This window comes from Streptomyces sp. NBC_00286, from assembly GCF_036173125.1.
In the GTDB taxonomy this organism is placed as follows: Bacteria; Actinomycetota; Actinomycetes; order Streptomycetales; family Streptomycetaceae; genus Streptomyces.
This window is the reverse complement of the sequence record NZ_CP108054.1, coordinates 5,656,798-5,679,116: the sequence shown is the minus strand read 5'-3', so window position 1 is coordinate 5,679,116 and position 22,319 is coordinate 5,656,798. Positions and strand designations below refer to the sequence as shown.

General features: G+C 69.1%; 17 protein-coding genes and 4 pseudogenes. 9 read left to right on the top strand and 12 right to left on the bottom strand.

Annotated elements, in window-relative coordinates; genetic code table 11:
• Positions 1–973 precede the first annotated feature (973 nt).
• The 4 genes from OHT21_RS26160 to OHT21_RS26145 all read right to left on the bottom strand — a co-directional run bounded on the left by OHT21_RS26160 (position 974) and on the right by OHT21_RS26145 (position 6,272).
• A complete protein-coding gene (locus OHT21_RS26160; protein ID WP_328770763.1) occupies positions 974–3,106 on the bottom strand; it encodes a hypothetical protein in 2,133 nt (710 codons plus the stop codon).
• A gap of 119 nt (positions 3,107–3,225) precedes the next feature.
• A complete protein-coding gene (locus OHT21_RS26155) occupies positions 3,226–4,563 on the bottom strand; it encodes a lipase family protein (protein ID WP_328770762.1) in 1,338 nt (445 codons plus the stop codon).
• Between the two features lie 553 nt (positions 4,564–5,116).
• Positions 5,117–5,617, bottom strand: a complete 501-nt coding sequence (locus tag OHT21_RS26150) for a DinB family protein (RefSeq protein ID WP_328770761.1) — start codon at positions 5,615–5,617, stop codon at positions 5,117–5,119.
• Between the two features lie 28 nt (positions 5,618–5,645).
• Positions 5,646–6,272, bottom strand: a complete 627-nt coding sequence (locus OHT21_RS26145) for a class I SAM-dependent methyltransferase (RefSeq protein ID WP_328770760.1) — start codon at positions 6,270–6,272, stop codon at positions 5,646–5,648.
• A 408-nt stretch (positions 6,273–6,680) separates the two neighbouring features.
• Between OHT21_RS26145 and OHT21_RS26140 the strand changes: the two genes are divergently transcribed.
• The 3 genes from OHT21_RS26140 (at position 6,681) to OHT21_RS26130 (ending at position 12,133) form a co-directional block, all read left to right on the top strand.
• Positions 6,681–8,477, top strand: coding sequence for a DUF1963 domain-containing protein (locus OHT21_RS26140; protein ID WP_328770759.1), 1,797 nt, complete (start codon positions 6,681–6,683; stop codon positions 8,475–8,477).
• A 275-nt stretch (positions 8,478–8,752) separates the two neighbouring features.
• Positions 8,753–10,366 carry a translation initiation factor 2 gene (locus OHT21_RS26135; protein ID WP_328770758.1) on the top strand — a complete coding sequence of 538 codons (1,614 nt, stop codon included), beginning with the start codon at positions 8,753–8,755 and terminating at the stop codon, positions 10,364–10,366.
• Positions 10,367–10,441: 75 nt separating this feature from the next.
• Positions 10,442–12,133: an IS1182 family transposase gene (locus tag OHT21_RS26130; RefSeq protein WP_328770757.1), complete on the top strand. Its 1,692-nt coding sequence runs from the start codon at positions 10,442–10,444 to the stop codon at positions 12,131–12,133.
• Between the two features lie 54 nt (positions 12,134–12,187).
• Here the strand turns inward: OHT21_RS26130 and OHT21_RS26125 are convergent, their stop codons facing one another.
• Positions 12,188–12,472, bottom strand: a complete 285-nt coding sequence (locus OHT21_RS26125; RefSeq protein WP_328770756.1) for a hypothetical protein — start codon at positions 12,470–12,472, stop codon at positions 12,188–12,190.
• 9 nt (positions 12,473–12,481) lie between these two features.
• On the opposite strand from OHT21_RS26125, the gene OHT21_RS26120 reads away from it, so the two are divergent.
• The 3 genes from OHT21_RS26120 (at position 12,482) to OHT21_RS26110 (ending at position 15,426) form a co-directional block, all read left to right on the top strand.
• Complete coding sequence (locus tag OHT21_RS26120) at positions 12,482–13,207, top strand: hypothetical protein (protein WP_328770755.1); 726 nt, start codon at positions 12,482–12,484, stop codon at positions 13,205–13,207.
• A gap of 178 nt (positions 13,208–13,385) precedes the next feature.
• Positions 13,386–14,174 carry a hypothetical protein gene (locus OHT21_RS26115; protein WP_328770754.1) on the top strand — a complete coding sequence of 263 codons (789 nt, stop codon included), beginning with the start codon at positions 13,386–13,388 and terminating at the stop codon, positions 14,172–14,174.
• A gap of 346 nt (positions 14,175–14,520) precedes the next feature.
• Complete coding sequence (locus OHT21_RS26110) at positions 14,521–15,426, top strand: hypothetical protein (protein WP_328770753.1); 906 nt, start codon at positions 14,521–14,523, stop codon at positions 15,424–15,426.
• 383 nt (positions 15,427–15,809) lie between these two features.
• Here the strand turns inward: OHT21_RS26110 and OHT21_RS26105 are convergent.
• Together OHT21_RS26105 and OHT21_RS26100 are read right to left on the bottom strand one after the other, a co-directional pair.
• Positions 15,810–16,073 (bottom strand): annotated as a pseudogene (locus OHT21_RS26105) (ATP-dependent RecD-like DNA helicase); the annotation flags it as partial.
• 447 nt (positions 16,074–16,520) lie between these two features.
• Positions 16,521–16,779 (bottom strand): annotated as a pseudogene (locus OHT21_RS26100) (GyrI-like domain-containing protein); the annotation flags it as partial.
• Positions 16,780–17,189: 410 nt separating this feature from the next.
• On the opposite strand from OHT21_RS26100, the gene OHT21_RS26095 reads away from it, so the two are divergent.
• Positions 17,190–17,897 carry a hypothetical protein gene (locus OHT21_RS26095; RefSeq protein ID WP_328774468.1) on the top strand — a complete coding sequence of 236 codons (708 nt, stop codon included), beginning with the start codon at positions 17,190–17,192 and terminating at the stop codon, positions 17,895–17,897.
• A gap of 36 nt (positions 17,898–17,933) precedes the next feature.
• On the opposite strand, the pseudogene OHT21_RS44755 reads toward OHT21_RS26095, so the two are convergent.
• The 3 genes and pseudogenes from OHT21_RS44755 to OHT21_RS26080 form a co-directional block, all read right to left on the bottom strand.
• Positions 17,934–18,194: pseudogene (locus OHT21_RS44755) on the bottom strand (hypothetical protein); the annotation flags it as partial.
• Between the two features lie 141 nt (positions 18,195–18,335).
• Positions 18,336–19,466 carry an alpha/beta fold hydrolase gene (locus OHT21_RS26085; RefSeq protein ID WP_328770752.1) on the bottom strand — a complete coding sequence of 377 codons (1,131 nt, stop codon included), beginning with the start codon at positions 19,464–19,466 and terminating at the stop codon, positions 18,336–18,338.
• Between the two features lie 206 nt (positions 19,467–19,672).
• Positions 19,673–19,846: a hypothetical protein gene (locus OHT21_RS26080; protein ID WP_328770751.1), complete on the bottom strand. Its 174-nt coding sequence runs from the start codon at positions 19,844–19,846 to the stop codon at positions 19,673–19,675.
• Between the two features lie 95 nt (positions 19,847–19,941).
• On the opposite strand from OHT21_RS26080, the gene OHT21_RS26075 reads away from it, so the two are divergent.
• Positions 19,942–20,163 carry a hypothetical protein gene (locus OHT21_RS26075; RefSeq protein ID WP_328770750.1) on the top strand — a complete coding sequence of 74 codons (222 nt, stop codon included), beginning with the start codon at positions 19,942–19,944 and terminating at the stop codon, positions 20,161–20,163.
• A 78-nt stretch (positions 20,164–20,241) separates the two neighbouring features.
• Here the strand turns inward: OHT21_RS26075 and OHT21_RS26070 are convergent.
• Both OHT21_RS26070 and OHT21_RS26065 read right to left on the bottom strand, forming a co-directional pair.
• Positions 20,242–20,391, bottom strand: a pseudogene (locus OHT21_RS26070) (short-chain dehydrogenase/reductase); the annotation flags it as partial.
• 156 nt (positions 20,392–20,547) lie between these two features.
• Complete coding sequence (locus OHT21_RS26065) at positions 20,548–21,603, bottom strand: aldo/keto reductase (RefSeq protein WP_328770749.1); 1,056 nt, start codon at positions 21,601–21,603, stop codon at positions 20,548–20,550.
• 84 nt (positions 21,604–21,687) lie between these two features.
• Between OHT21_RS26065 and OHT21_RS26060 the strand changes: the two genes are divergently transcribed.
• Positions 21,688–22,287 (top strand): TetR/AcrR family transcriptional regulator, encoded by a 600-nt coding sequence (locus OHT21_RS26060; RefSeq protein ID WP_328770748.1) that lies wholly within the window; start codon positions 21,688–21,690, stop codon positions 22,285–22,287.
• The last annotated feature ends 32 nt before the right edge of the window (positions 22,288–22,319 follow it).

Sequence of the window (22,319 nt, the reverse complement as noted above, 5' to 3'; positions counted from 1 at the left end):
GTCAGCGGCCCCGCTTGCCCCGAGGAACGCCGGACGTTGCGAACGCGGCGCCACGAGCCCGGCGCCGCGGGCGCCGGCATCACGAGCCCGTCCCCGCGGGCCCTGGCATCGCGCGCCCGGTCAGCGACCTCGCCTCTTGCCCGAGGAACACCGGGCATTGCGAGCCGGGTGCCGCGAGCCTCGGCAGCGCGAGCCCCGGCGACGCGCCCGGCCGGCGACCTCGCCTGCCCCGCCTCTCGCCCGAGGAACACCGGCATTGCGAGCCCGGCGCCGCAGGCCCCGACAGCGCGCCCCAGCGCCGCAAGCCCCGGCGATAGGCCCAGTCAACGGCCTCGCTTGCCGCGCCTCTTGCCCGAGGAGCGCCGGACGTTGCGAGCCGGGCGCCACGAGCCCCGGCAGCGCGAGCCCCGTCCCCGCGGCCCCTGACACCGCGAGCCCCAGCGACGCGCCCGGTCAGCGACCTCGCTTGCCGCGCCTCTTGCCCGAGGAGCGCCGGGCATTGCGGGCATGGCGCCACGAGCCCCGGCAGCGCGAGCCCCGTCCCCGCGGCCCCTGACACCGCGAGCCCCAGCGACGCGCCCGGTCAGCGACCTCGCTTGCCGCGCCTCTTGCCCGAGGAGCGCCGGGCATTGCGGGCATGGCGCCACGAGCCCCGGCAGCGCGAGCCCCGTCCCCGCGGCCCCTGACACCGCGAGCCCCAGCGACGCGCCCGGTCAGCGACCTCGCTTGCCGCGCCTCTTGCCCGAGGAGCGCCGGGCATTGCGGGCATGGCGCCACGAGCCCCGGCAGCGCGAGCCCCGTCCCCGCGGCCCCTGACACCGCGAGCCCCAGCGACGCGCCCGGTCAGCGACCTCGCTTGCCGCGCCTCTTGCCCGAGGAGCGCCGGGCATTGCGGGCATGGCGCCACGAGCCCCGGCAGCGCGAGCCCCGTCCCCGCGGCCCCTGACACCGCGAGCCCCAGCGACGCGCCCGGTCAGCGACCTCGCTTGCCGCGCCTCTTGCCCGAGGAGCGCCGGGCATTGCGGGCATGGCGCCCCGACGCGACCCGCGCCCGAGCCGCCAGCGCCCGGAGCTCTTCGAGTCCGGGCCGGTCCGGGTGCGCGGAGTCCAATGCGGCGGCGATCGCGTCCCTGGCGGCGGGGCCCTGGGCGCGCAGGGCCTCCACGGCGGCGTCCCCTCCGCCCGCCAGTTCCACCAGCTGAAGCAGGCTCTCGGCGAGCACGAGCAGATGCTCGGCGTCGGTCATGTCCTCGGGAGACAGCAGTTGACGGTGCGCCAGTTCGCTCAGCGCGAGCGGCGCCAGCTGGGCGTCGCCGCGCAGTCCGCGCAGCAGCCGCTCGCCCTCGCCGTCCGGCAGCCCCGTCAGCAGCACGGCGAACATCGCCTGCGCACGCACACGGAACGGCATGGACCGTACGGCCTCGGTCAGTTGCCGCAGCGCGGCATCCCGCTCTCCGTGAGCCGCGATCCAGCCGGCCAGCTCCGTACGGGCGGCGTCCGGATCGTAGTCGTCGGCCAGCACACCCAGCAGACCGGCCGCCGGCGCCTGGGCCAGCTCGCCGATCAGGGGTGCGTCCCGGCCGACGGCCAGCAGCCGCTGTCGTACGGCCCTGGTGCCCAGCTCCGTGAGACGCAGGAGCTCGACCGGCCCGGCGGTCAGTTCCTCACGCTGGGCGCGGGCACGCTCCCGCGCCACCGCCGGGTCCGCGGGCGCCACGGCGCTCAGGAGCTCGGCGAGCTCCGGCGGCAGGTCCGCAGGCAGCTCGGACCCGGGGCCGGAAAGGCCGCCGGAAGGGCCGTCGGAAAGGCCGTCGGAAAGGCCGTCGGAAAGGTCGACGTCCAGGAACACCGGATCGGCCATCCCCCGGTCCCGCTCGATCGCACCGAGATCCACGAGCACGTCGAGCACCGTCCGCAGGTCCCGGTCCGCATGCCCGAACCACGCCTGGGATACGGCGTCCGGCTGGCCGCCCAGCTGGAACTCGGCCTGGTAGCCCAGGTGTACGGAGTCCCGCAGCCGCGGCCAGGGCATCGGGTACGGCAGGCTGTAGAGCGTGTTCAGCACGTCCTCCAGCATGTCCTCGTACACATCGAAGAGCATCGACTCCACGTACCAGCCGCTGCGCGCACCGACCAGCGCCTGCCGCAGCTCGAAGCATGCGTCGAAGGCGCGTAGCCACAGTTGCAGCGGGTCGGCCAGCACCGGCCGGGCCTTGGCCACCGCGTACAGCCGTCCCTTGGCCACCCGCACCAGCCGCGCCTTCTTCGCCCACTCCACCAGCAGCCCCAGCCGCGGCAGATCGGCCGACGAGCGCACCCCTTCGGTGCTGTCGCCGGTGCCCAGCGCATCCACCAGCTCGCGGGCATCGGCCATCCGCAGCCGCCCCGTCGCCGTCACCGCACGGCCCTCGCGCCCCGCCCACTCGGCCAGCCCGCGCAACTGCGCCACGATCGCCGACGCCTCGGCCTGCCGGCGCAGTTCACCATCCGCGGGGAGCGCCACGGGCAGCTGCGGCTCGGCGCGGGCCGCGTCGGACAACCAGTCGCCGGCCAGTCGCCGCTCCATGATCGTCTCGAGGGCGTCCTCGTCGTACGCGACCTCCCCGCGCTGCGCCCGCTCCACGAACCGCTGCAACGCCGCCTCGTCCTGGAGGTCCACGCCCTCCTCGGCAGCCGTCGTCATCCAGAACCTCGCCAAGCCCCAGCGGCTACGGTCCGCCATCGCCGCCGAGTACTGCTCGGCCACCGCGTCGACCGCCGCGAGGGATTCCTCGAGCGCGGGCCCGCGCGGGCCCGCCAACTGCGAGGCGTGCAGATAACGCAGCAGCGTGCGCAACGTGCCCGGGGCGTCGCCGCGCTCCTCCCCCGAGTGCTCGGTGATCGTCTGCGGCAGCCAGCAGAGCAGCAACTCCTCCACATGCCGCGGCTCCCAAAGCCCCAACCGACCGTCAACGGTGGCCCGGTGCCGATAGTCCAGCGCCGCCCCGGCCAGAAACCCGTCCACCGGCAGCCCCTGCTCCCCGGCCCACCCCACCAACCGTTCGACCAGCAGCCCACAAGCCACCTGGAACTCGTCCTCGGCCCCGGCATCGAACCGCATCCGCATGAACCCGCCCCACGTTCCGCAGCACTCCTTGCCATGCCACGCTATCGCGACAACGCGGGGTCCCCGTCAGTGAACTGACGGGGACCCATAATTGATCAAAATCAATCGAACGATCGAGCTCAATCGCCGAATTCGTCCGATACGCGCCCCGGGGTCAGCGCCCCGATGTAGTGCGCGGGAAGATGGTCCTCCAGCGAGTACACGACGGGAAGCGCCCGCAGGATCTGGGATTTCCGTGCGGCCAGCGTCGTCGCGCCCAGCGCGAAACCGAGGAAGCTCGACATCTGTGACGTGTACGTGTTCGTCTCGCGCCACGCCCCGGTCTGCGGCTGGTACGAGGACCCCAGGTATCTCAACCAGCCGGCCACGCTCTGCTGAAGGTGCGAGATCCGGTACCGGTACTCGCGCCCGAAGTGTTCGTACGGCCCTGCCGTCACCGGCGGAAAATGCGGAATGACGTCGTCGCCGTGAACGTACCGGATGATCTTTCGGCTGAACTCCGCGTCGCTCTCGCAGGCTCGGGCGAAACTCGGATCGCCGATCATCGGCTGGCCGAACGTGTAGACCCCCTTGAGGAGTTCGGCGACAGCCGCGTATTTCTTCTCGTGCCGCAGCATCACGGCCATCATCGAGGCCATGGCGCCTCCGAGACTGTGCCCGGTGATGTACAGCGCCTCGAGCTTCCCCGGCATCTTGTCGGATTCGCCCTCCACCGGTTTACGCACCGATCGCCCCGCCACCGCGCGCCGCAACGCCTCCATGACCTCGTGGCGGGTGGCCCGGACATTGCGGTAGAAGCCGGCGTGCACGCTGGCGCAGGGATCCTCGAACTGGTAGTTGATCCGCTCCGGTTCGACATCGACGTCGGTCAGTCCATTGGCCAGATTCGTCGGTTCGGTGCCTCTGTAGCAGAGGATGACCACCTTCCCGTCGCCGCTCTGGATCAGAAACGCCCTGGAGCAGATGAACATGGCGTCGACGGTTGCCGAGATCAGGCGGCAGTGGTTTTTGTCGAGCCCCATCCTCGCCGTGATCATCGAGACGGTTTCCACCCCCGAATAGGCGTAGCCGGAACAAACGGCCATGACATGGGCCGCTACCGGATCGGGATGCTGCTCGATGCCCGTCAGATTCGCCAAATGCGTCGACAGGCCCTTGTGGACCGGGAACCCGTCGGTCTCCCAGTACGCGGCGCTCGCTTCTTCACCGGCCTCCGCGAGCTGAGCGGACAGCGCCCCGTCCGGCTGATTGAACGGCCGGAGCTGCTGGTACGACGGAGCCTGCGTGTCGACGGTCCACAACCCGCCGGTTTCCAGCACGGATCGCATCATCCGCACGTCATGCCCGTCAGGGAAATGCATGTCGGTCGCTGTCGCTGTCCGGGGGTTCTGCGTCAAGGAGCCCACCTCCGGGGCATGGGGAATTCGGGGAAAATCCCATGCATTCCGTGCGGGCACGGTTCCGAATCCCGGATGCGCAGACAATCACCCATTCGGCCTCATCAGTCGCCTACGTCCTCATGTTGCACGCCGCCGCCTCTGCGCTGAAGCTCGATGCCGTGCGCCAACGTTCCGGGTGGAGGGTTCCTCCCCCCGCCGCGCGCGCCGCGGGGCTGGCCAGGTTCGGCCTGCTGTTCCTCGGGAGGCTGTGGGACGTGTACGCGCGGCCGGTTCTCTACCCGGGCCTTTCTGACGCTTCTGTCTCAGACGAACGCCGCGACCGGTCAGCGGGAACGGGAGCGGTAGCGGTAGTCGGCCCTTGAGTAGGCGGGCGGGCCCAAGTCGCTGGTCTCCTCGGCATTGTCCGTCCTGGGCGCCCGCTGCTCGCACAAGCGGCTGAAGGCCGTCGGGCTGCTGCCCGGCCGCCGGACGCGCCGGACGGCCGTACACGCGCACAACGGCCGAACGTCACTCGCGATCAACTCGCGATCACGTGCGGGCGAGCCTCTGGCGTAGGGCGTGTTGCGAAGTCCCTCACCCGGACCGGGTTGACACCCAATGCGAGCCCGCGTCAGCGTCCGGTCGTGCCGTCGATCAGTTCGCGGAGGATGTCCGCGTGGCCGGCGTGGCGGCCGGTCTCCTCGATCATGTGGGTGAGCGCCCAACGGACGCTGGGAGCGGGGCTGTTCGGCCGGGGGCGGGGTACCGGTGCGGCGAGGTCGGTGCAGCCGTCGAGTACGTCGTTCGCCTGCGCGACCACCTCCCGGTAGCGGGCGACGACGTCGGCGACGCTGTCCGCGGGTGCGGCGTGGAAGGTCGCCGGCCAGTCGGTGACCCGGTCTCCGAGGAACGTCGCCCGCTCGACGAAGGTGAGGTGGTTCAGCAGGCCGAGCAGGTTCGTACCGGACGGCACTGCGGCAGTACGGACTTCCGGTTCGGGGGCGCCCTCGACCTTCGCGGCGATCGAGCGGCGAAGGTAGTCGAGGAAGCCGCGCAGCACCTCGGTCTCGCTGCTTCCGGTCCGGGGCGGCGGGGTGTCGCCGCGGCGTGTGCGGCGAGGGGTGGTGGACATGGTGACTCCTCGCGGAAGCGGCGCCGCTTCAGGCGGTGCGGCGGATGATCAAGACGTGGTCGGTGACCTCGGCGGTACGCCCTCCTGGTCCGGTCGCGATCCGGCGGGGCGCGTCGGCCCGCTCGACCGTCCACGTCGCCGGGTCCAGACCGATGTCCGCGGCGACCTCCCCCGGGGTCGGGTACCGGATGTCGGGATCCTGGTTCCACGACCACGGAGCGGTCGATCCATGGTCGACGACCAGCAGCCGTCCGCCCGGCCGCAGCGCGTGCGCGGCCGCGCGCAGGACGCTCGCCCTGTCCAGGTCGAAGGGGGTGTGCAGGTAGTGGGCACAGACGAGGTCGAACTCGCCGTCCGGAAAGGACTCACGCAAGTCGTGCCGCGCGGCGGCGATCCGGTCGCCCAGGCCACGGGAGACGGCAAGGCCGGCGAGCCGCTCGATGGCCACGGCCGAGACGTCGACGGCGGTGACGTGCCACCCCCGGCCGGCGAGCCACAGCGCGTCGCCGCCCTCGCCGCATCCGAGGTCCAGCACATCGCCGGGCGGCAGACCCGTGACGGTCTCGGTGAGCCGTACGTTCGGCCGCGGATCGGCGGCCGCCGACCGGGCCGCGTAGACGCCGTCCCAGAACGTGACCGCGTTGGTACTGCTCATCAGGGGGCTCCTTTGTCTAGGAGGGGGTCCGGCCACCGGGGTACGCGTCTGACGGCCCGGGTACGTGTCCGACTGCCAGGGACGCGTCCGGCTGCCGCGGTGCCCGGGACGCGTCCGGCTGCCGCGGTGCCCGGGACGCGTCCGGCTGTCGGAGAACGCTCTGAGTCTTGCCCGGCTCCCGCCGATGCGGCACGCCATGTTGCCGTTCTGGCAACATGCGCCGCGCGACGCAGAGCGTACGAGACTGAGCCTGGTCAATCCGGGCGTGGTCTTCCGCGCCGCCGAAGGGGGCGACGGAGTTGCACGCAGAGATCGAACGCTTCCGGGCCCGTCCGAGCTACTGGCTCACGCCTGGCGGAGCGCTGCCCGTCCGGGCAGTGGAGGACGCGGTGCTGAGATCATGTGGCGATGGATCAGCGAGACCGCTTTCGCATACTTGCGGCAGAGCGTCGTTTTCCGGCCGATGAAGTCGAGCACTGGCTGGCAACCGTGCGCCTCTACGCCAATCTGTCACCCGGCCTCTTAGATCCACCGGCGAATCACCCCCAACCATCCGCGATTCCCTGGCCGGGAAATCTGGCAGGCCGCATAGGCGGCCTGCCGAGACTCCCTGCCGAGGTCCCCTGGCCGACGGTCAAACTCGAGGAAGGTTTTGAAGGCTGGCCGATCCCATACGTCGGTTCGGTCGACTGCGCCGACCTGCCGCCGGGAACCGACGTGACCTTCCCGGCCGATGGCACACTGCTCTTCTTCGCCGAGGAAGACTTTCAGAATCCGACGGGCAGCGTGATCTACGTACCGGCGGGAGTAGAGACCACCGAGGTGTCACCGCCTGCCACGGAGGATGTGGCGATCCAGCCTGAGCAGGACCTGTACGCCTCCCTGATGTGCCACTGGCCCTCGTGGCTTACCTGGGAAGAAGCCGAGGTCCCCTACCTGCGGCCCGCGGTCGCGGAACTCCGCGACCACGTGCCACGGCCGGGCGACCTGCTCGCTCTGGCACACGAGATCTGGCCGGACGACCGGACGCTGGAACGAGGCATTGCCATGGGTGTGCACAACGATCCGCCCCAAGAATTCCCGGAGTACACGATCGCCGAAGAAGAACTGGTCGCAGAAAACAACTGTGCATCAGTCCAGGAATTCTTCGACACAGTCGCAGAAGCCGAAGATCTTGTATCGAAACGCGGATGGCAACTCGTCCTCAAACAGGACTGGGTGACCCTCGCCACCTTTGAGATCCCAGAGCACGAGTCGTTCTTCGCGCGTTTCGTCATCCACCGGGACGACCTCGCGGCTCTGAACTTCGACAGAGTCCGGTACGCCAGGAGCATTGACCATCTGCGACTCAAAGCCGCCGCGGTCACACGGCACCGCAGCCCGCTCACGCAGACCCGGTCGAAGAAGGCACCGGACGGCTCCGCTCACGCAAGCCATCCCGCGGCACCCTGGCAGGGTGACGCGTCACGCTCCGAGCAACACAAGAGGCCAGTTCACGTGCTATGTGACCTGGCCAGAGCTGTATGCGGCGCGCGCTCAGTCAGCGGACTCGTAGCGCTTCATCGCCGCGATCAGGCCTTGGCCGTCTTCATGGCTCCGGCATCAGTGAGCAGGGCGCCTTGGCAGGGAGACCTGGAGAAGGTTTACGGAAGTTCACCGGGGCCGGCAGCACTCCTGCGCCACCGATACGAAGGCCAGCTTCGCGCGCTTGAGTTCGTCAGGCCTCTCATGGCGTCTCAGACAGTCGACGAGATGCTGCGCCGCGGCGGCGGCATCCGGCGGGCCTTCCAGGAGCACCCCGCCCAAGGTGCGTTGCAGCAAGACGTCGTCGTCGGCCTGACCTCGCCCGTTCCGCGCGGTGAGGATGCTGACCTCTGCGGCTCCGAGGAACTCCGCGTAGGTCTGGCGGCGAAGGGCGAACTCGCGGTGGCCGGACTCGGCGCGAAGCGTCATGCGCACCGATTCGAGCAGCGCGTCCGCCTGACGGTCGCCCGCGTGGCGCGCGGCTGCGGCCTGCCGGATGCCGGCGCTGCGGGCGTACCAGCCGGTGACGATGCTGCCCGCGATCGCCGATCCCGCGGCGATCAGTGCGATTCCCCAGTCACTCATGCCGCCATCCTCACAATCGGCCACGGCATGCCACACCGCTCCTGCCGAATGTGCGGTGTGGATCACTCTCGGCGACCTTCGAACAGTGCGCGATAGGATCGGATCATGTCGCCCGACGACGCGAAGGAATCGGCCCTGACCTGCGGAAACAGCTGTTCCGTCGGCCGGTTCTCGGTAGACTCGACACTTACGGGCGACGGGCGACGGGCGACGGGCGACGGGCGACGGGCGACGGGCGACGGGCGACGGGCGACGGGCGACGGGCGACGGGCGACGGGCGACGGGCGACGGGCGACGGGCGACGGGCGACGGGCGACGGGCGACGGGCGACGGGCGACGGGCGAACGGTTCTGTTCGCGGCTCGGTCGGCGGTGGCCCTCTATCGTCTGCTCGACGTTCTCCCGGTATTTTCCGGTGACGACCGAATCACCCGCCTGTTCACCCTCGTTCCCGGGTCCGACTTCGGAGCGGACGCTCTCTCCGCGATCGACGCCCTCGGAGGCCGCACGGTGCCATGGAGCGAGGCGCGCGGTCGCTCGTACGACCTGGTCGTCGCCGCCAGCCCGAAGTGCGACCTGAGGCTGCTGCGCGGCCCTCACGTCCTCCTGCCGCATGGCGCGGGCTTCAACAAGTCGATCCCCGGCGAGGGTTCGGCCGACTCGGCCTCCGGACTGGACCCGGCGTATCTGCGACGAACCGATCACGACGCCCCGATAGCGCTGCACGCCTTGGCCCATCCCGATCAGGTCGCCAGAGTGGCCGCCATGAATCCGCAGGCCGCCCGGCGCGCGAAGGTGATCGGCGATCTCACTCTGGAACGTGTCCTCGCCTCGTCGTCCCTGCGAGACCGCTACCGGGCCGCGTTGGGCACCGGAGCCCGCAAGCTGCTGGTCCTGGTCTCCACGTGGGGGCCGGAATCCCTGATCCGGCGACACCCCGGACTGCCCGCCCTGCTCGCGGCCCAACTGCCCCACGACGAATACCAGTTGGCGCTCGTGGTCCATCCCAATGAGCGCAGCCTGCTCGGGACGTACGAGCTGACCGAACGCCTCGCGCCGGCCCTCGACGCCGGGATGATCCTGCCGGATCCCCACGAGGAGTGGGCCTCCGTCCTGATTGCCGCCGACGCCCTGGTCACTGACCACGGATCAACCGCCCTGTACTACTGCGCCGCCCAGGACCGCCCCATCGTGAGCGTCCACCAGGGCGGCGGCGAACTGATCCCAGGCAGCCCGATGGGCGTACTCCTCGACCGGATACCGCAGTTGGGACGCACCGACGACATCGTCGACGCACTGCGGGCGTACCGGCCCGGTCCCGGGCACGCCGCCGCTGAGGCCGCGTTCGCGCCACCCGGTGATGCCGTGGACCGTCTGCGAGCCGAGGTCTATGCCCTGCTCGGTCTCGCGCCACCCACGCACGGCCTCACACCCCGGCTGCTGCCCTCGCCCGCGCCCGCCACGCGTGTCCCCGCGGCGTTCGACGTCCATGTGGAGACCAACGCGGCCGGCGTCCGGATCACCCGGCACCCGGCCGGCACCGGGCCGCCCGGCCACCACTTGGCCGTGGAGCACGGCGCCGCCGGCGAACAACTCTCCCGTTCCGCAGGCCTGTTGTACCGCCGTCCGCTCCCGGCCTCCGCCGCCCCCGTGGACCTGGCCTGGACCGCCGACGGGTGGACTCGGCATGCCCTGTCCGCTTACCCGAGCTGTCGTTCGGCCGCGGCTCTGCTGCCGTCCGGAGGGTGCCTGCTCAGAGTCCGCGGTCAAGAGCAGACGTACGCCGTCCAGGTCGAACCGCGCTCCGAAGAAGGCCGGATCGTACGGATCGACCCCGCCGTCGCGCTGTCGGCCGTGCACGCCCGGTTGGTCTCCCCCCGGCCCGCCCCGGACAGCCCCACCGTGCTGAACTGCCTCATCGGAGAACGGACTTTCCGCATCATCCTCCGCCCGGCCACGGACGCCGAAGCCACGCAGGTGTTCTAGACCCAATGCTGCGACTCTGTTGGTGATGTTGTCCGGGGAGCTGACGGTGGGTCCGTCGGATGGTTCGCTGGAGGAGTGCGGGGTGGCCTCGGATCTTGGGGTGTGGGGGCAGTGTCGTTACGGCCGAGGAGTGTCCAACGGATTCCGGTGAGGACGGTGCGGACAGCGCGGGCGGCGTGCCCGAAGGGCACGCCGGCGATGCTCATCCGGGACCGGCTCGATGTTCTGTTCGAGGACGACGAGTTCGTCGGGCTGTATCCCTCCGACGGCAAGCCGGGGCTGTCACCCGGACAGCTGGCGCTGGTGTCGGTGCTGCAGTTCGCGGAGAATCTCTCCGACCGTGCGGCGGCGGATGCGGTCCGCACCAGGATCGACTGGAAGTATGCCCTTGGTCTGGAGCTGGAGGATCCGGGGTTCGACCACTCGGTGCTGTGCGAGTTCAGGGCCCGGTTGGCCGAACAGGACGGCGCCGCCGACCAGTTGCTGCAGCTGATGCTGGACCGCCTGGTGGAGGCCGGCCTGCTCAGGGCCGGGGGCCGGCAGCGTACCGACGCCACTCATGTACTGGCCGCGGTGCGCACCCTCAGCCGCCTGGAACTGGTCGCAGAGACGCTGCGGGCGGCGCTGGAGGAACTGGCCGAGGCCGCCCCCGCCTGGCTGACTCCGCTGATCGAGCCCGAGTGGGCCAAGCGGTACGGGCGCCGGGTGGAGATCGGCAAACTGCCGGGCGGGAAGGCGGCCGTGACCGCCCGGGCCGAGGAGTTCGGCAGGGACGGGCAGAAGGTCCTCACCGCCGCCTGGGCCGCGCACACCCCGCCCCACCTGCGGCTTCTTCCTCAAATGGAGATCCTTCGCCAGGTCTGGGTCCACCACTACTTCTGGGACACGGACGGATTGCTGCGCTGGCGGGACGGCCATGCCCTGCCGCCCGCCTCGCTGCGGTTCGACTCTCCCTATGACACCGATGCGCACTACTGCGTCAAACGGGACACCGCCTGGAGCGGATACCGGACACATTTCACAGAAACCTGCGACGAAGAACGCCCCGAGCTGGTGGTCCATGTCGCCACCACCATCTCCACCGTCCAGGACATCGAGCTGACCGACACCATCCACGACGAACTCGCCGAACGGCAGTTGCTGCCCGCCGAGCATGTCGTCGATTCCGGCTACATCTCCCCGGCACGGATCGAGCGGGCACAGCGGGTGCACGGCATCACTCTGCTCGGCCCGGTCGTCGCCGACCACAGCAGCCAGGCCAAGGCCGGTTCGGGCTTCGGCAAGGCGGCCTTCACCATCGACTGGGACAACGAGCAGGCGATCTGCCCACGCGGCGCCACGAGTGTGTCCTGGACCGAGCTGAGAATGAAGGGGAACACCTATCTGCAGGCCCGGTTCGCCGAGGCAGACTGCCGGTCCTGCCCCGACCGCACACAGTGCACGTCCTCCGCGACCCGGCCCCGCTCAGTAGCAGTGCTGCCCCGGCCGCTACACCAGATCCAAACGCGCAACCGGCTCGATCAGCAGACCGAACAATGGCAGCGCAGTTACGCGATCCGCGCCGGCATCGAGGCCACCCTCTCGCAGAACGTCCGGGCCCACGGGCTGCGCCGCTCCCGCTACCGCGGCCTGGCCCGCACCCACGTCCAGCACGTCCTCACCGCGATGGCCTGCAACGTCGCCCGCATCGCCGACTGGATCGACACCGCGCCCAGAACACGACGCCGGGCCACGCACTTCCGCACTCTGTGCTCAGCCACCGCATGACCTGCCCAACATCACCAACAGAGTCATGCTGCTGTTTCAAGCCGTGGCCTGGGTCTACACCAGGCCGTTGCGCCGCCGGAGGGTCCGGGCCGCAGTACGGTGCTCCTCGGCCTCCACCAGGTGCCCTTCGGCTGTGTCCAGTTCGGCGAGCGCGTCGTGGACGCGTGCCAGGTCGAAGCCCGAGCGCCGCCTGTCGGCCCGTCCGAGCGACTGCAGGTACAACTCACGGGCCTCGTCCGTCCGGCCGAGGCGGTGCAGAACACCGGCGAGGGCGAACGCCGAGCGTCCGATCAGCCTCTCGCGCCCCGCTTCACGGGCAACTCCGTCTACGTCGCGCACTACGCGAACGTGAAGGAACGTGAGCGCTTCCTTGTGGCCACCTTCGGCAGCAAGGAGTGGCTTTGGGATGCCCCTGACACCTTCCGGTTCGATCCGGACAGCCGGAAGCTGGTCGGAGCCGAACTCCAGATGCCGTACGTCTCCGCGAACCACGAGACGTCCGTTCGCGTTCCCGTCATGCCCGCAGTACGCCAGGGCGGGCTCCACGCGGACGAGGTCCGGGACTTCCGGCATGAGATGTGCGCAGTGCTGTGCCGCGCTCCCGGGGACGCCGTGTTGATCTGTCTGCGCGACCTCGACGTCCTCAGCGAGCCGCTGGAGGCCTGTATCGGCATCGCCCCAGACGTGGCGCTCCTCGTCCAGCACGGAACTGTCGTCGGCTGGCATCTGACCGACCCGGTCCGGTACTTGACCACTGGGTTCGCCGACCCCGATCCCGCCCCGCCGTCCGACACCACGCGTCGGCTGCTCACCGAATGCCTGGACCTGGTCACCACGCCGGTGGTCGACGACCTGGTCGACGGCGAACCGGCCGCCCTGGCCCGCCTCCAGGCCGCCGACAAGGCCCTGCGCGAGCAGCGCGATGACCGGCACCGGGCCGACGCCCTGCTCGAGCTGATCGCCACCTACGTGGAGGACTACGGGAACTGTGAACGAGGACGAAGACCAAGGAACTGGGCGGCGGGCCAGGGTGCGGTGCGGTCCGTGCGGATCGACGGGCGGCGCCGACCGTGACACTGCGGCAAGGTCATCACGGCGTACGGCCCGTCGGGCATGAGGAGAGACTCCGGAGCCACGGCGCTGGGCGGCCTCCCCATCGCTCCCGGTGGGGCGATCACGCGCGCGGACGTGGTGGAAGCCAGGATTCCGGCCAAGAGCGGCTACATGGCTCCCTCGGTGCGGATTCGATGAGATGGCATTCACCATGAGACTCACCCTCGACGGCGACTGGAATGCGACGGTGACGGGCGCTCCACTACGCGTCACCCCGCGCTTCGACTTCCCGGGCCAATGTGTGCGCATTGCGGAGTACGGGGACGTGAAGGAATGGCAGCGGTTCCTCGTGGACACTTTCGGCAGCCGGGAGTGGCTGTGGGACGCTCCCGACGAGCTCCGGTTCGACCAAGCCGGCCGGGAACTGGCCGGCGCCGGGCTCCGATTGCCCTATGAGGCCGCCGATGCCGAGGACGCCGCCCGCGTTCCCGCCACGCCCACCGTGCGCCCGGGCGGCCTTCGCGCGGACGAGGCCCGGGACTTCCGCCTGGAGGTGACCACGGAGCTCTGCCGCTCCCCCGGAGACACCGTGCTCACCTGCCTGGGCGACCTCGACGTCCTCGACGAGCCGCTGGAGGCCCGCATCGGCATCGCCCCAGACGTGGCGCTCCTCGTCCAGCACGGCACCGTCGTCGGCTGGAGCCTGACCGACCCGGTCCGGTACCTGACCACGGGGTTCGCCGCCTCCGACCCCAACCCGCCCTCCCCCTCCACCCGTCGCCTGCTCACCCAATGCCTGGACCTCATCACCACACCGCTGCTCGACGAGGTGAGGGACCGCAACCCGGCCGCCCTGGCCCGCCTCCGTGCACTCGACGAGGCCCTGCGCAACCAGCACGAGGACCGGCACCGCGCCGACGCCCTGCTCTCACTCGTCGCCAGCCTGGTCGAGGACTACGCCGACCGGCCGACCGGGCAGAAGCCGTGAACCACCGGAAGGAGCGACCGCGCGGCATTTCACCACGAACGCCGCAGCCTCCATCCACGATGATCAGCCGCTTCACCTGGGGCACCCGCACCGGAAGACTCACCGGCCCGGCCCCGGCCACCTCAAGGACCAGGTCGGCCACAGGCGCCTCCGCCGGACGCTGAAAACCCCAGCCGAGCAGCTCCGCCGGCCGTTCCCTCGGTGTCGCCACGACGTGCCTGCCCTCCGACCGCTGCGGGACCGTCGTCCTCGGCCCGATTCCATGAACCCGACGGTGCCGAGGGGTGGGATCAAAGCCAGGTCCCCGCTACATGCGCCGCAGCACACGACGCTAGGCTGCACGGCCGTGAGCGAGTACCAGTACTACGAGTTCCAGGCCATCGACCGACCGTTGACCAAGGACGAGCTCGAGCAGGTGCGGACCCTGTCGAGCCGGGCCCAGATCAGCACGACGCACTTCGTCAACGAGTACCACTACGGCGACTTCCGCGGCGATGAGCACAGACTGATGGAGCAGCTGTACGACGCCCACTTGTACTTCGCCAACTGGGGGTCGCGGCGCCTGATGCTGCGCCTGCCCACCACGCTGCTGCCCGCCCGCAGCGCCGAACCGTACTGTATGGAAGACGCCTTGACCTGCTGGACCAGGAACGGGCATCTGCTGCTCGACTTCGCCTACTCGTCCGAGGACGGCGGCGAGTGGGACTTCGACACCTCCTTCACCCTCGCCTCGTTCACCACCCTGCGTACCGAACTCGCCGCGGGCGACCTGCGTCCCCTCTACCTGGCCTGGCTTTCCGGGCTCACCCGCTGGGAGTTGGAGGAGGACGTCGACGAGGAGGAGTACACCTTCACCCTCGAACCGCCCGTACCCGCAGGGCTTGCCCAACTCACCGGTCCGCAGCAGGCCTTGGCGGACTTCCTGCACATCGACCCGCACCTGCTCACCGCTGCTGCCCGCGCCGGCGGTGCCGCCCCTTCCCAGACGATCGACAAGGACGCACTCGCCGCCTGGATCCGCGCCCTGCCGCAACGTGAGAAGGACGCCCTGCTGCTGGACGCCGCCCTGGGCACCGCCCCACAGCCGGGCCCCGCACTCCTGGCCCGCCACCGCGCCGCGTCCCACGACGGCACAACCGAACCGTCCACCGCCACCCGGCGCCGCTCAGCCGCAGAGCTCCTCGACGCCGCCTACGAGGTGCGCAACGAGCACACCCGGCAGCGGGAACAGGCCCACACCCAGGCCTGCTGAGCCGAACAGCCGGCCCGCGAGGCCACCTGGACCACCTGGACCACCTGGACCACCTGGACCACCTGGACCACCTGGACCACCTGGCCGAGAACGCCGGGCAAGCCTGGAGGATGTCGCCAACCTGATCGAGCAGAAACAGCCCGGCCCCTACGGCGTCCCTGTCACCCTCTGAAGGATCTCCGCGAGGTCCACGACCGGGCGGGCACCCCCGAGGAGTTCGCCCGGCGCCTTGACGACCTGCGCGAGCAGCACCGCGGCAAGTCCTCGCTGATACGACGCCTCACTGACGCCGGCCTGACAACCCGCTGAGGCGCGCTCAGATCTGGTCACGTGGGCTCTCGGCCAAGAGGCGGAGGGCGGCGAAGCTGGCAGGTCGGAGGAAGCCCGGTGGGACAGCGGTGCATGAGGACCGGCACCTGGACGTCGCGACGCGGGTCGAGGCCGAATTTCCACGGGAATCGCCTGGCCACCACGTCGACGTCAAGACCGCCGCGTTGTCGACGTCGTCCTCCACGAAGAGGAACAAGTCGGGCAGGCCGTCTGTCGGCAGGGGCAGGCCCTGGTTGATCCGGTGGGCGCTGGTCACCACCCCGGACCGGCTGGGGCTGTCGGAAGATCTTGGTCAGCCGTACGGAGGGGATCGGACCGTGGGCGGGGATCCCCCATGAAGCGCCTGCACGAACTCATCGATACTCACCGCAGAAACCCGCCCATGCACGACAGGCACCCGATTCCAAGGCCACCCAAAAGCAGAAACCCCAGGTCACGGCGAGTGAGTCCTGGGGTTTCTCGGAGCCGCCTTCGGGATTCGAACCCGAGACCTACGCATTACGAGGGCTGGTGGGGGTGTGCTGACTGGTTCCGGACGCTGATGCGCTGTCGGAAAGTACCTGGTCAGAACACGTTCGCCGTGATCACCGTCCCCCGCCCGTGTCGGCTTGTGCCACACAGTCCGCTCACGCATCGCTCACGCATGACACGCCACTGACCAGGGCTCTACGACGGCAGCAGTGTCTCTTCCCTCCCTACTCGGACGGCACGGCCCCGGAGCCATCGGGCGACTTGGCTTGCCGCCGCGCAAGTGGTGCGATTGATCAGGCCCGGGTCACCGGGGTCTGTAGTTCCGTCACCCAGTCGTCGCGGTTCTCGGGGCACTCCAGGTTGATCTCGCGGGGGTATCCGGTCGACTGGTAGCCGTGGGCGTCGATCCAGCGGGCGAGGGTCTGGGCGGTGGAGCACGGTGTCCATCGAGCCGCGGTGCACGATGGTCGCCGCCTGGTCGAGGGACGGCAGGTCAAGGATGCGGATGGCGCCGTCCTGGAGAGGGTCGAAGACCTGGACGGCGGCGTGGACGCAAGGGCTTCGTTGTCCTCCCGCAGTTGGCGAAGGTTCTCGGCGTCTGCCGCCCGGAGTTCCTTCAGTTTCCGGATCTGCTGGCGAAGACGTCTTTCGTCGCGGGCGCGGACCCTTTCGTAGACGAACCGCTCCTCGTCCCGGCTGTCCCGGCGGCATCTATCCGCCGGGAGATGGCGTCCCGCCGGGTGGTGTAGCCGATCAAATCGCCGGAATCCGCAGGTCGGCGGCGGTGGCTCCGCACGACCGGTCGCTCAACTCGCCCCAGCAGGGCGCCAACGGCCTGGCCCTCAACTTCCACGCCGCTGGCCGCATGGTCAGCGCATCCGCCCGCACCACCTTCCAAGGCGCCGTGAAACACGCCACCCCCCAGGCGCTGCGCGAGCAGAACCCCGACCTGCTGAAGCGCCGTGACGTCGAAACTGGACCTCGCGCGGCGTCACCTGGGACGCGTTCCGGTCTCGCAGCCCCTGCCCAAGACCGATGCAGAGGCCGCCTCGATCCGTGACGAGGTCGTCGCCGCCTTTGAGGCGGTGCAGCAGCGCACGTACTACTCGCTCCAGGAACTGATCGAGAAGCACCGCGACCCCGCCGATGATCTCTCCCTCGCCGACCTGGCCTTCGTTCACATGCCCGGAGGACACGCCCCGATGGTCGACTTCCACGACAACCCGTGGATGGGCGAGCTGCTGCACACCCTCCGTGACAGCCGGGTGCCGGTTTCGCTGATCTGCCACGCTCCCATCGCGCTGACGTCCGCCCGCTACCGCGTCGGCGACGAAGGCACCGTCACCACCGATGAGAGGCACGCCTTCAAGGGCGCGAACATCACCACCGTTCCCCGCTACGGCGAGCGGATGATGCTGGAGACGGGGGTATCCCAAGGTGCCCGGCGAGGCCACCCGCCTGACCTACTACGTCGACGTGGCGCTCAAGAGCGCCGGATACGACGTCGACCTCACCCTGAACACCTTCGCCGTCAAGGTTGTCTGGGACGAAGAGCACGCCCTGCTCACCGGCAACGGGCCCCAGTCCGTCGACGCTCAGGCCGAACGCCTCGCCGAGATCCTGCACGCAGGACGCGCCGCCGCCGCCGCACCACCGTTCCCAAAGACTGAGCGGGAGTCAGTCCTGGTGTCAGGATTCATGCTCAGCCGAACGCCCCGAACGGTGTTGGGCGTTCTGGTTGCCCGCGTTCGCTCCGCGGTCCGGCGGCATGGATCGGGTCCGTGGTCCGGGAAAGGGAGGGCGGGGTACCTCACGCCCGAGGACACGCCGGTCGGCCTGGACGGCACCGCCCCCACACGATCACTCCGGTCGCGTGAGGGCGATGCCGTCCTCCCCCAGTGCCTTAAGGGCCTGGGAGGTACCCCCAGCCGGATCGGGTGCCTTTGAGCGCGCCTGCCGATCGCCACGACGAGGTGGCTGCCGCAGAGACCGGTGCAGCCGGTCAGCAACGGAGAGGTGCGCTCCTGGACAGCGCCACAGTCTCAACGGCGACAGCCTGGCGAACTCGACCGTGCAGCGAACGCGACTGGCCCGTTTTGGAGCATGGCTCAGTTGGCGTTGAGCCACTTCATGAAGGTTTGCGCCTTGTCTTTCCACAGGGCTGGATGTGTCATCGACAAGTGTCCCGTTGAGTCGTCTGTAGTCGGGCGTACTACGTATCTTCCGTGCTGCACCCTGGTCATGTCTCGCTGCAGGATACCTAGGCTGTCGCGGTAGAATTCGTCGTCGGCAAAGTTCACTGCATACGCCTTGGCCGTTATATTCCCCAGGTGAGGCTCGGCGTTGAAATCTTGGGACGCCTCCAACGAGTAGATGAGGTCATTGGCGTCGCCGCCGGAGTATTGCGCTTTGGCGGCCTGGATAAACTGGTCAGCCTGCCCGGGTGTGGTGACTTCTTCTTGCAGGTGCGAGACACCGTCGATCATCATGCGCGCAATGCTGCCAGCAGCCGCCGCCGCAGGTGGCTGTTGTTGGTAATTTCCGCCGTTCCAGGTTGGGTCGGATTTTATTTGGTCGACGATGATTTTTCGCCACAGCAGGTTCCGTCCGCTGATCGGCTCTGGGAAGCACGCCACTGGCATGATCCCGTCCATCGCGGTTGGGTAGGCTTCTGCCCACTGCCAGGCGTTCATGCAGCCCATGGACATCCCCACGACTGCGCGCAGATGCGAAATGCCGAGTGTCTCCGTGACGAGCTTGTGCTGGAGATCGACCATGTCGCCGTACCCATAGTGAGGGAATCTGCTTCTGAGTCCGTCGCTCGGCTTACTCGACTGACCGTGCCCGATCGCGTCGGGAATGACAACCAGATAACGTGTCACATCAAATGGCGCCCCTGGCGCGAAAAGCGACTGTTGAAACTCCGGTGTCAACAGGGCCTTACCGCTCGCGCCCGTCCAGTGAAGGAGCAAGATAGCGTTATCGATCTCACCCTTCTGGTTTTTATGTGGTTCGCCGAGCAGGGTGTAATGGAGTTTCAGCTGATCGATTGTCTCGCCGTCCCGGAACTTGTAGTTGGCGACAGTGGCGTCTCCTTCGTGGGGAGTCGTCACACCGGACTTGGGCGACGGTGCCCCACTTGCCGCCGTGCCTGCAGCAGCCCGGACCTCGGTGGCCGACCGCGCGGAGCCGGCACAACCTTGAAGCAACAGTGCTAGAGCGGTGACAGCAATGGCCACACGGCCAGTCCTGTGCCGTATGAGACCTTTCTTCCCGTGATTTGCGCGTGAGCGTGTCGACATCTTTCTCCTACTTTCCTGTACTTTCCTGGTTGCATACTCAAGGGAAGGATTCCGGAGCCAGAGTCATCGCCCCGGCGAGTCAGAGATTCGCCGCTGGATCATCGAGATCGAATTGCTGGAGGCCGTGCTCGCACCTGGTCTTGTCAGGTCCGCCGGGCTCCCGGCCGGGGCGGCGGGACCACGCTGCGGTCCCCGAAGGTGACCAGCGCGTGCGCCGGCGCGGCGCTGGCGCGCAGGAGCGCTGCGAGGCCACGGCGGCCCTGCCGGAGGGTGAGGTCCGGCCCCAGGGTGATCATCATCGCGGTGAGGGCCGGCATCGGACGCCCGAAGAGCGTGATCTCCTTGATGTGTGCCTCGTGGTCGAGTCGCAGCAGCTGCGCCTCCTCGAACGGCTGGGTCCTACCCGCGCGTTGTGGAGCACCGCGTAGGCGTTGTCCTCGCCGGTCTGGGTGTGGAGGCGGATGTCCTCGACCGCCGTGAACGCGGAGGCCAGGAAGTCTCGCAGCTGGCCGGGTCCCTCGAAGTGGAACTGTTCGGTGAGCGGCGGGACGAGCACGACGTCCGCGCTCAGGGCACGCGGCCGCGGCGTCGACGTCACCGCGTTCCAGGGCGGATCGCCGGCGCGCGGCGGTAGTGGCGGCGGAGTGTGGGGTGTCGGACATGGGTCTCTCCCCGGTATGAACGGCGCGATCGGGTTTGCAGGTGGCGGGTGTCAGCCGTCGAGCTGGTTGAGCTTGCGGATCTGCTTGTCGAAGGCCCAGGCAGGAACGAGGCGGCGCAGTATGCTGGCGCATCCGGCCAGGGGGCCGGCGGTGTAGCGCAGCTTCGGCTTCACGTCGGTCGCTGCCGCGACGATCACCCGTCGCCGTCCTTGATCGCCGCCACCAACCTGTCCGGTCAGCACACCTAGTGCCAGGCGGTTGAACTGGCGGCATAGGCGGGTCGAGCGAGTTGGGTGGTGGCCATCGATGCGGTCGCCGCTGCGAGGAACGTACGTCGTTTCATCCGAGCTCTTCTTTCAGGCGACGGGGACGGTCGGTTGCCGGAAGTCGATGTCGGAGCCGCCGAGCAGGATCGGGGTGCGGGCGGCTACGGATTCGTGGGGTTGGCCGAGCGGGATCCGGCTGGCTTTGTCCAGTTGCTGGTATTGCTCGTGGCTGATTTCGACGTCGAGGGCGGCGAGGTAGGTGTCCAATTGGGACACGGTGCGTGGGCCGATCACCGGGACGAGTCCGGTGGTGGCGATTGTCGCGCGGTGCCGTAGCCACGCGATCGCGACCTGCGCCGCGGTGGTGCCGAGTTCGTCGGCGATGCGCAGGACGGTGTTGAGCACGGTGCTTTTCTGTTCGGTGTCTTCGGTGTGGATCAGTCGACCCAGCGTGGTGAGTCGTCCCTCCGACCGGTGGCGATACTTTCCGGTCAGCAGCCCGCCGCCCAGCGGTGACCAGAATGTCGCGCCCAAGCCGAGCGCTTCGGCCATCGGCAGGATTTCCCGGTCGGCGGAGCGTTCGACGAGGCTGTACTCGACCTGCACGCCCACGATCGGGGCCCAGCCGCGCACCTCGGCGAGGGTGACGGCCCGCGCGGTGCGCCAGGCCGGGAAGTTCGACAGCCCGGCGTAGAGGATCTTCCCGGAGCGCACCAGATCGTCCAGTGCACGCACGATCTCCGTCGTCGGGGTGACCGGGTCCGGGAAATGGACCCACAGCAGGTCGATGCGGTCGGTGCGGAGCCGGGCCAGGCTGCCCTCGACCGCCCGGATCATGTTCCGACGGGAGTCGCCGGTGCCTTGCACGCCCGAGGTGGGGTTGATGCCGACAGCGAACTTCGTGGCCACGGTGAACTGGTCGCGCCGGGTGGTCAGCAACTCCCCGAGGATCTCTTCGGACTCGCCGGCCTGATAGCTCTCGGCGGTGTCGAGGAAGGTACCGCCCGCGTCAGCGAACCGGTCCAGCATCCGAGCCGTCTCACTCCGCTCGCTGCCGGCGCCCCACCGGGTGCCGAAGGTTGCGGTTCCCAGAGCGTATTCCGAGACGCGCAGGCCGTTGCCGCGGCCGAAGGTCAGGTACCGCATGATGCCGCCTCCAAGTAAAGCGATCACTTCACTTGACCGTAGCCGACGACCCGCCCGAAGTAAAGTGGCCGCTATACTTGAGTGGTGACCAGCACCGAGACGATCCACCGGGGTGGACGTGGCGCACGGGAGCGCATCCTGCGCGCCGCGGCGGAACTGTTCTCACGAGACGGCATTCACGCCACCGGCGTCGCCCGGCTCGCTGAGGTGGCCCACGTGTCCAGCCGTACCCTGTACCAGCACTTCCCCAGCAAGGAGGCCATCGTCGCCGCCTACCTGGGGCGCTTCAGGGCCGAGCCGCCGGTGCCCGCCGTGGCGCAACTGACCCGCGACGACGTCGATCCGCGGCAACGCCTGCTCGCCTTGTTCCGCGAACCCCCGACCAGCCCGGACGGGGTATATCGCGGATGTGTGTTCCACAACGCCGTCGTCGAGGGTGCAGGCACCATGCCCGAGGTGGCGGAACTGGTCCAACAGCACAAACAAGCATTCACCCACCGCCTGGCTGGGCTTGCCGCCGAAGCAGGCGCCCCCGACCCGGAAACCCTCGCCCGCCGCCTGGCGCTGCTGTTCGACGGAGCCCGCGCGCTGTCCACCTCACTCAATGACACCCAGCCCTTCCGCGACGCCCACGAAGTCGCGGAAATGCTGATCGACCAGGCCATCCCGCCGGCCCCGAACTGACCCCCAGCTGAAGATCACCCCCCGCATCTTCG

Excerpts from the sequence above, each read along its gene's own strand:
- OHT21_RS26160 (WP_328770763.1), bottom strand. The coding sequence starts at position 3,106 with ATGCGGATGCGGTTCGATGCCGGGGCCGAGGACGAGTTCCAGGTGGCT.
- OHT21_RS26150 (WP_328770761.1), bottom strand. The coding sequence starts at position 5,617 with ATGTCCACCACCCCTCGCCGCACACGCCGCGGCGACACCCCGCCGCCC.
- OHT21_RS26145 (WP_328770760.1), bottom strand. The coding sequence starts at position 6,272 with ATGAGCAGTACCAACGCGGTCACGTTCTGGGACGGCGTCTACGCGGCC.
- OHT21_RS26140 (WP_328770759.1), top strand. The coding sequence starts at position 6,681 with ATGGATCAGCGAGACCGCTTTCGCATACTTGCGGCAGAGCGTCGTTTT.
- OHT21_RS26115 (WP_328770754.1), top strand. The coding sequence starts at position 13,386 with ATGGCATTCACCATGAGACTCACCCTCGACGGCGACTGGAATGCGACG.
- OHT21_RS26080 (WP_328770751.1), bottom strand. The coding sequence starts at position 19,846 with ATGCCGGCCCTCACCGCGATGATGATCACCCTGGGGCCGGACCTCACC.
- OHT21_RS26065 (WP_328770749.1), bottom strand. The coding sequence starts at position 21,603 with ATGCGGTACCTGACCTTCGGCCGCGGCAACGGCCTGCGCGTCTCGGAA.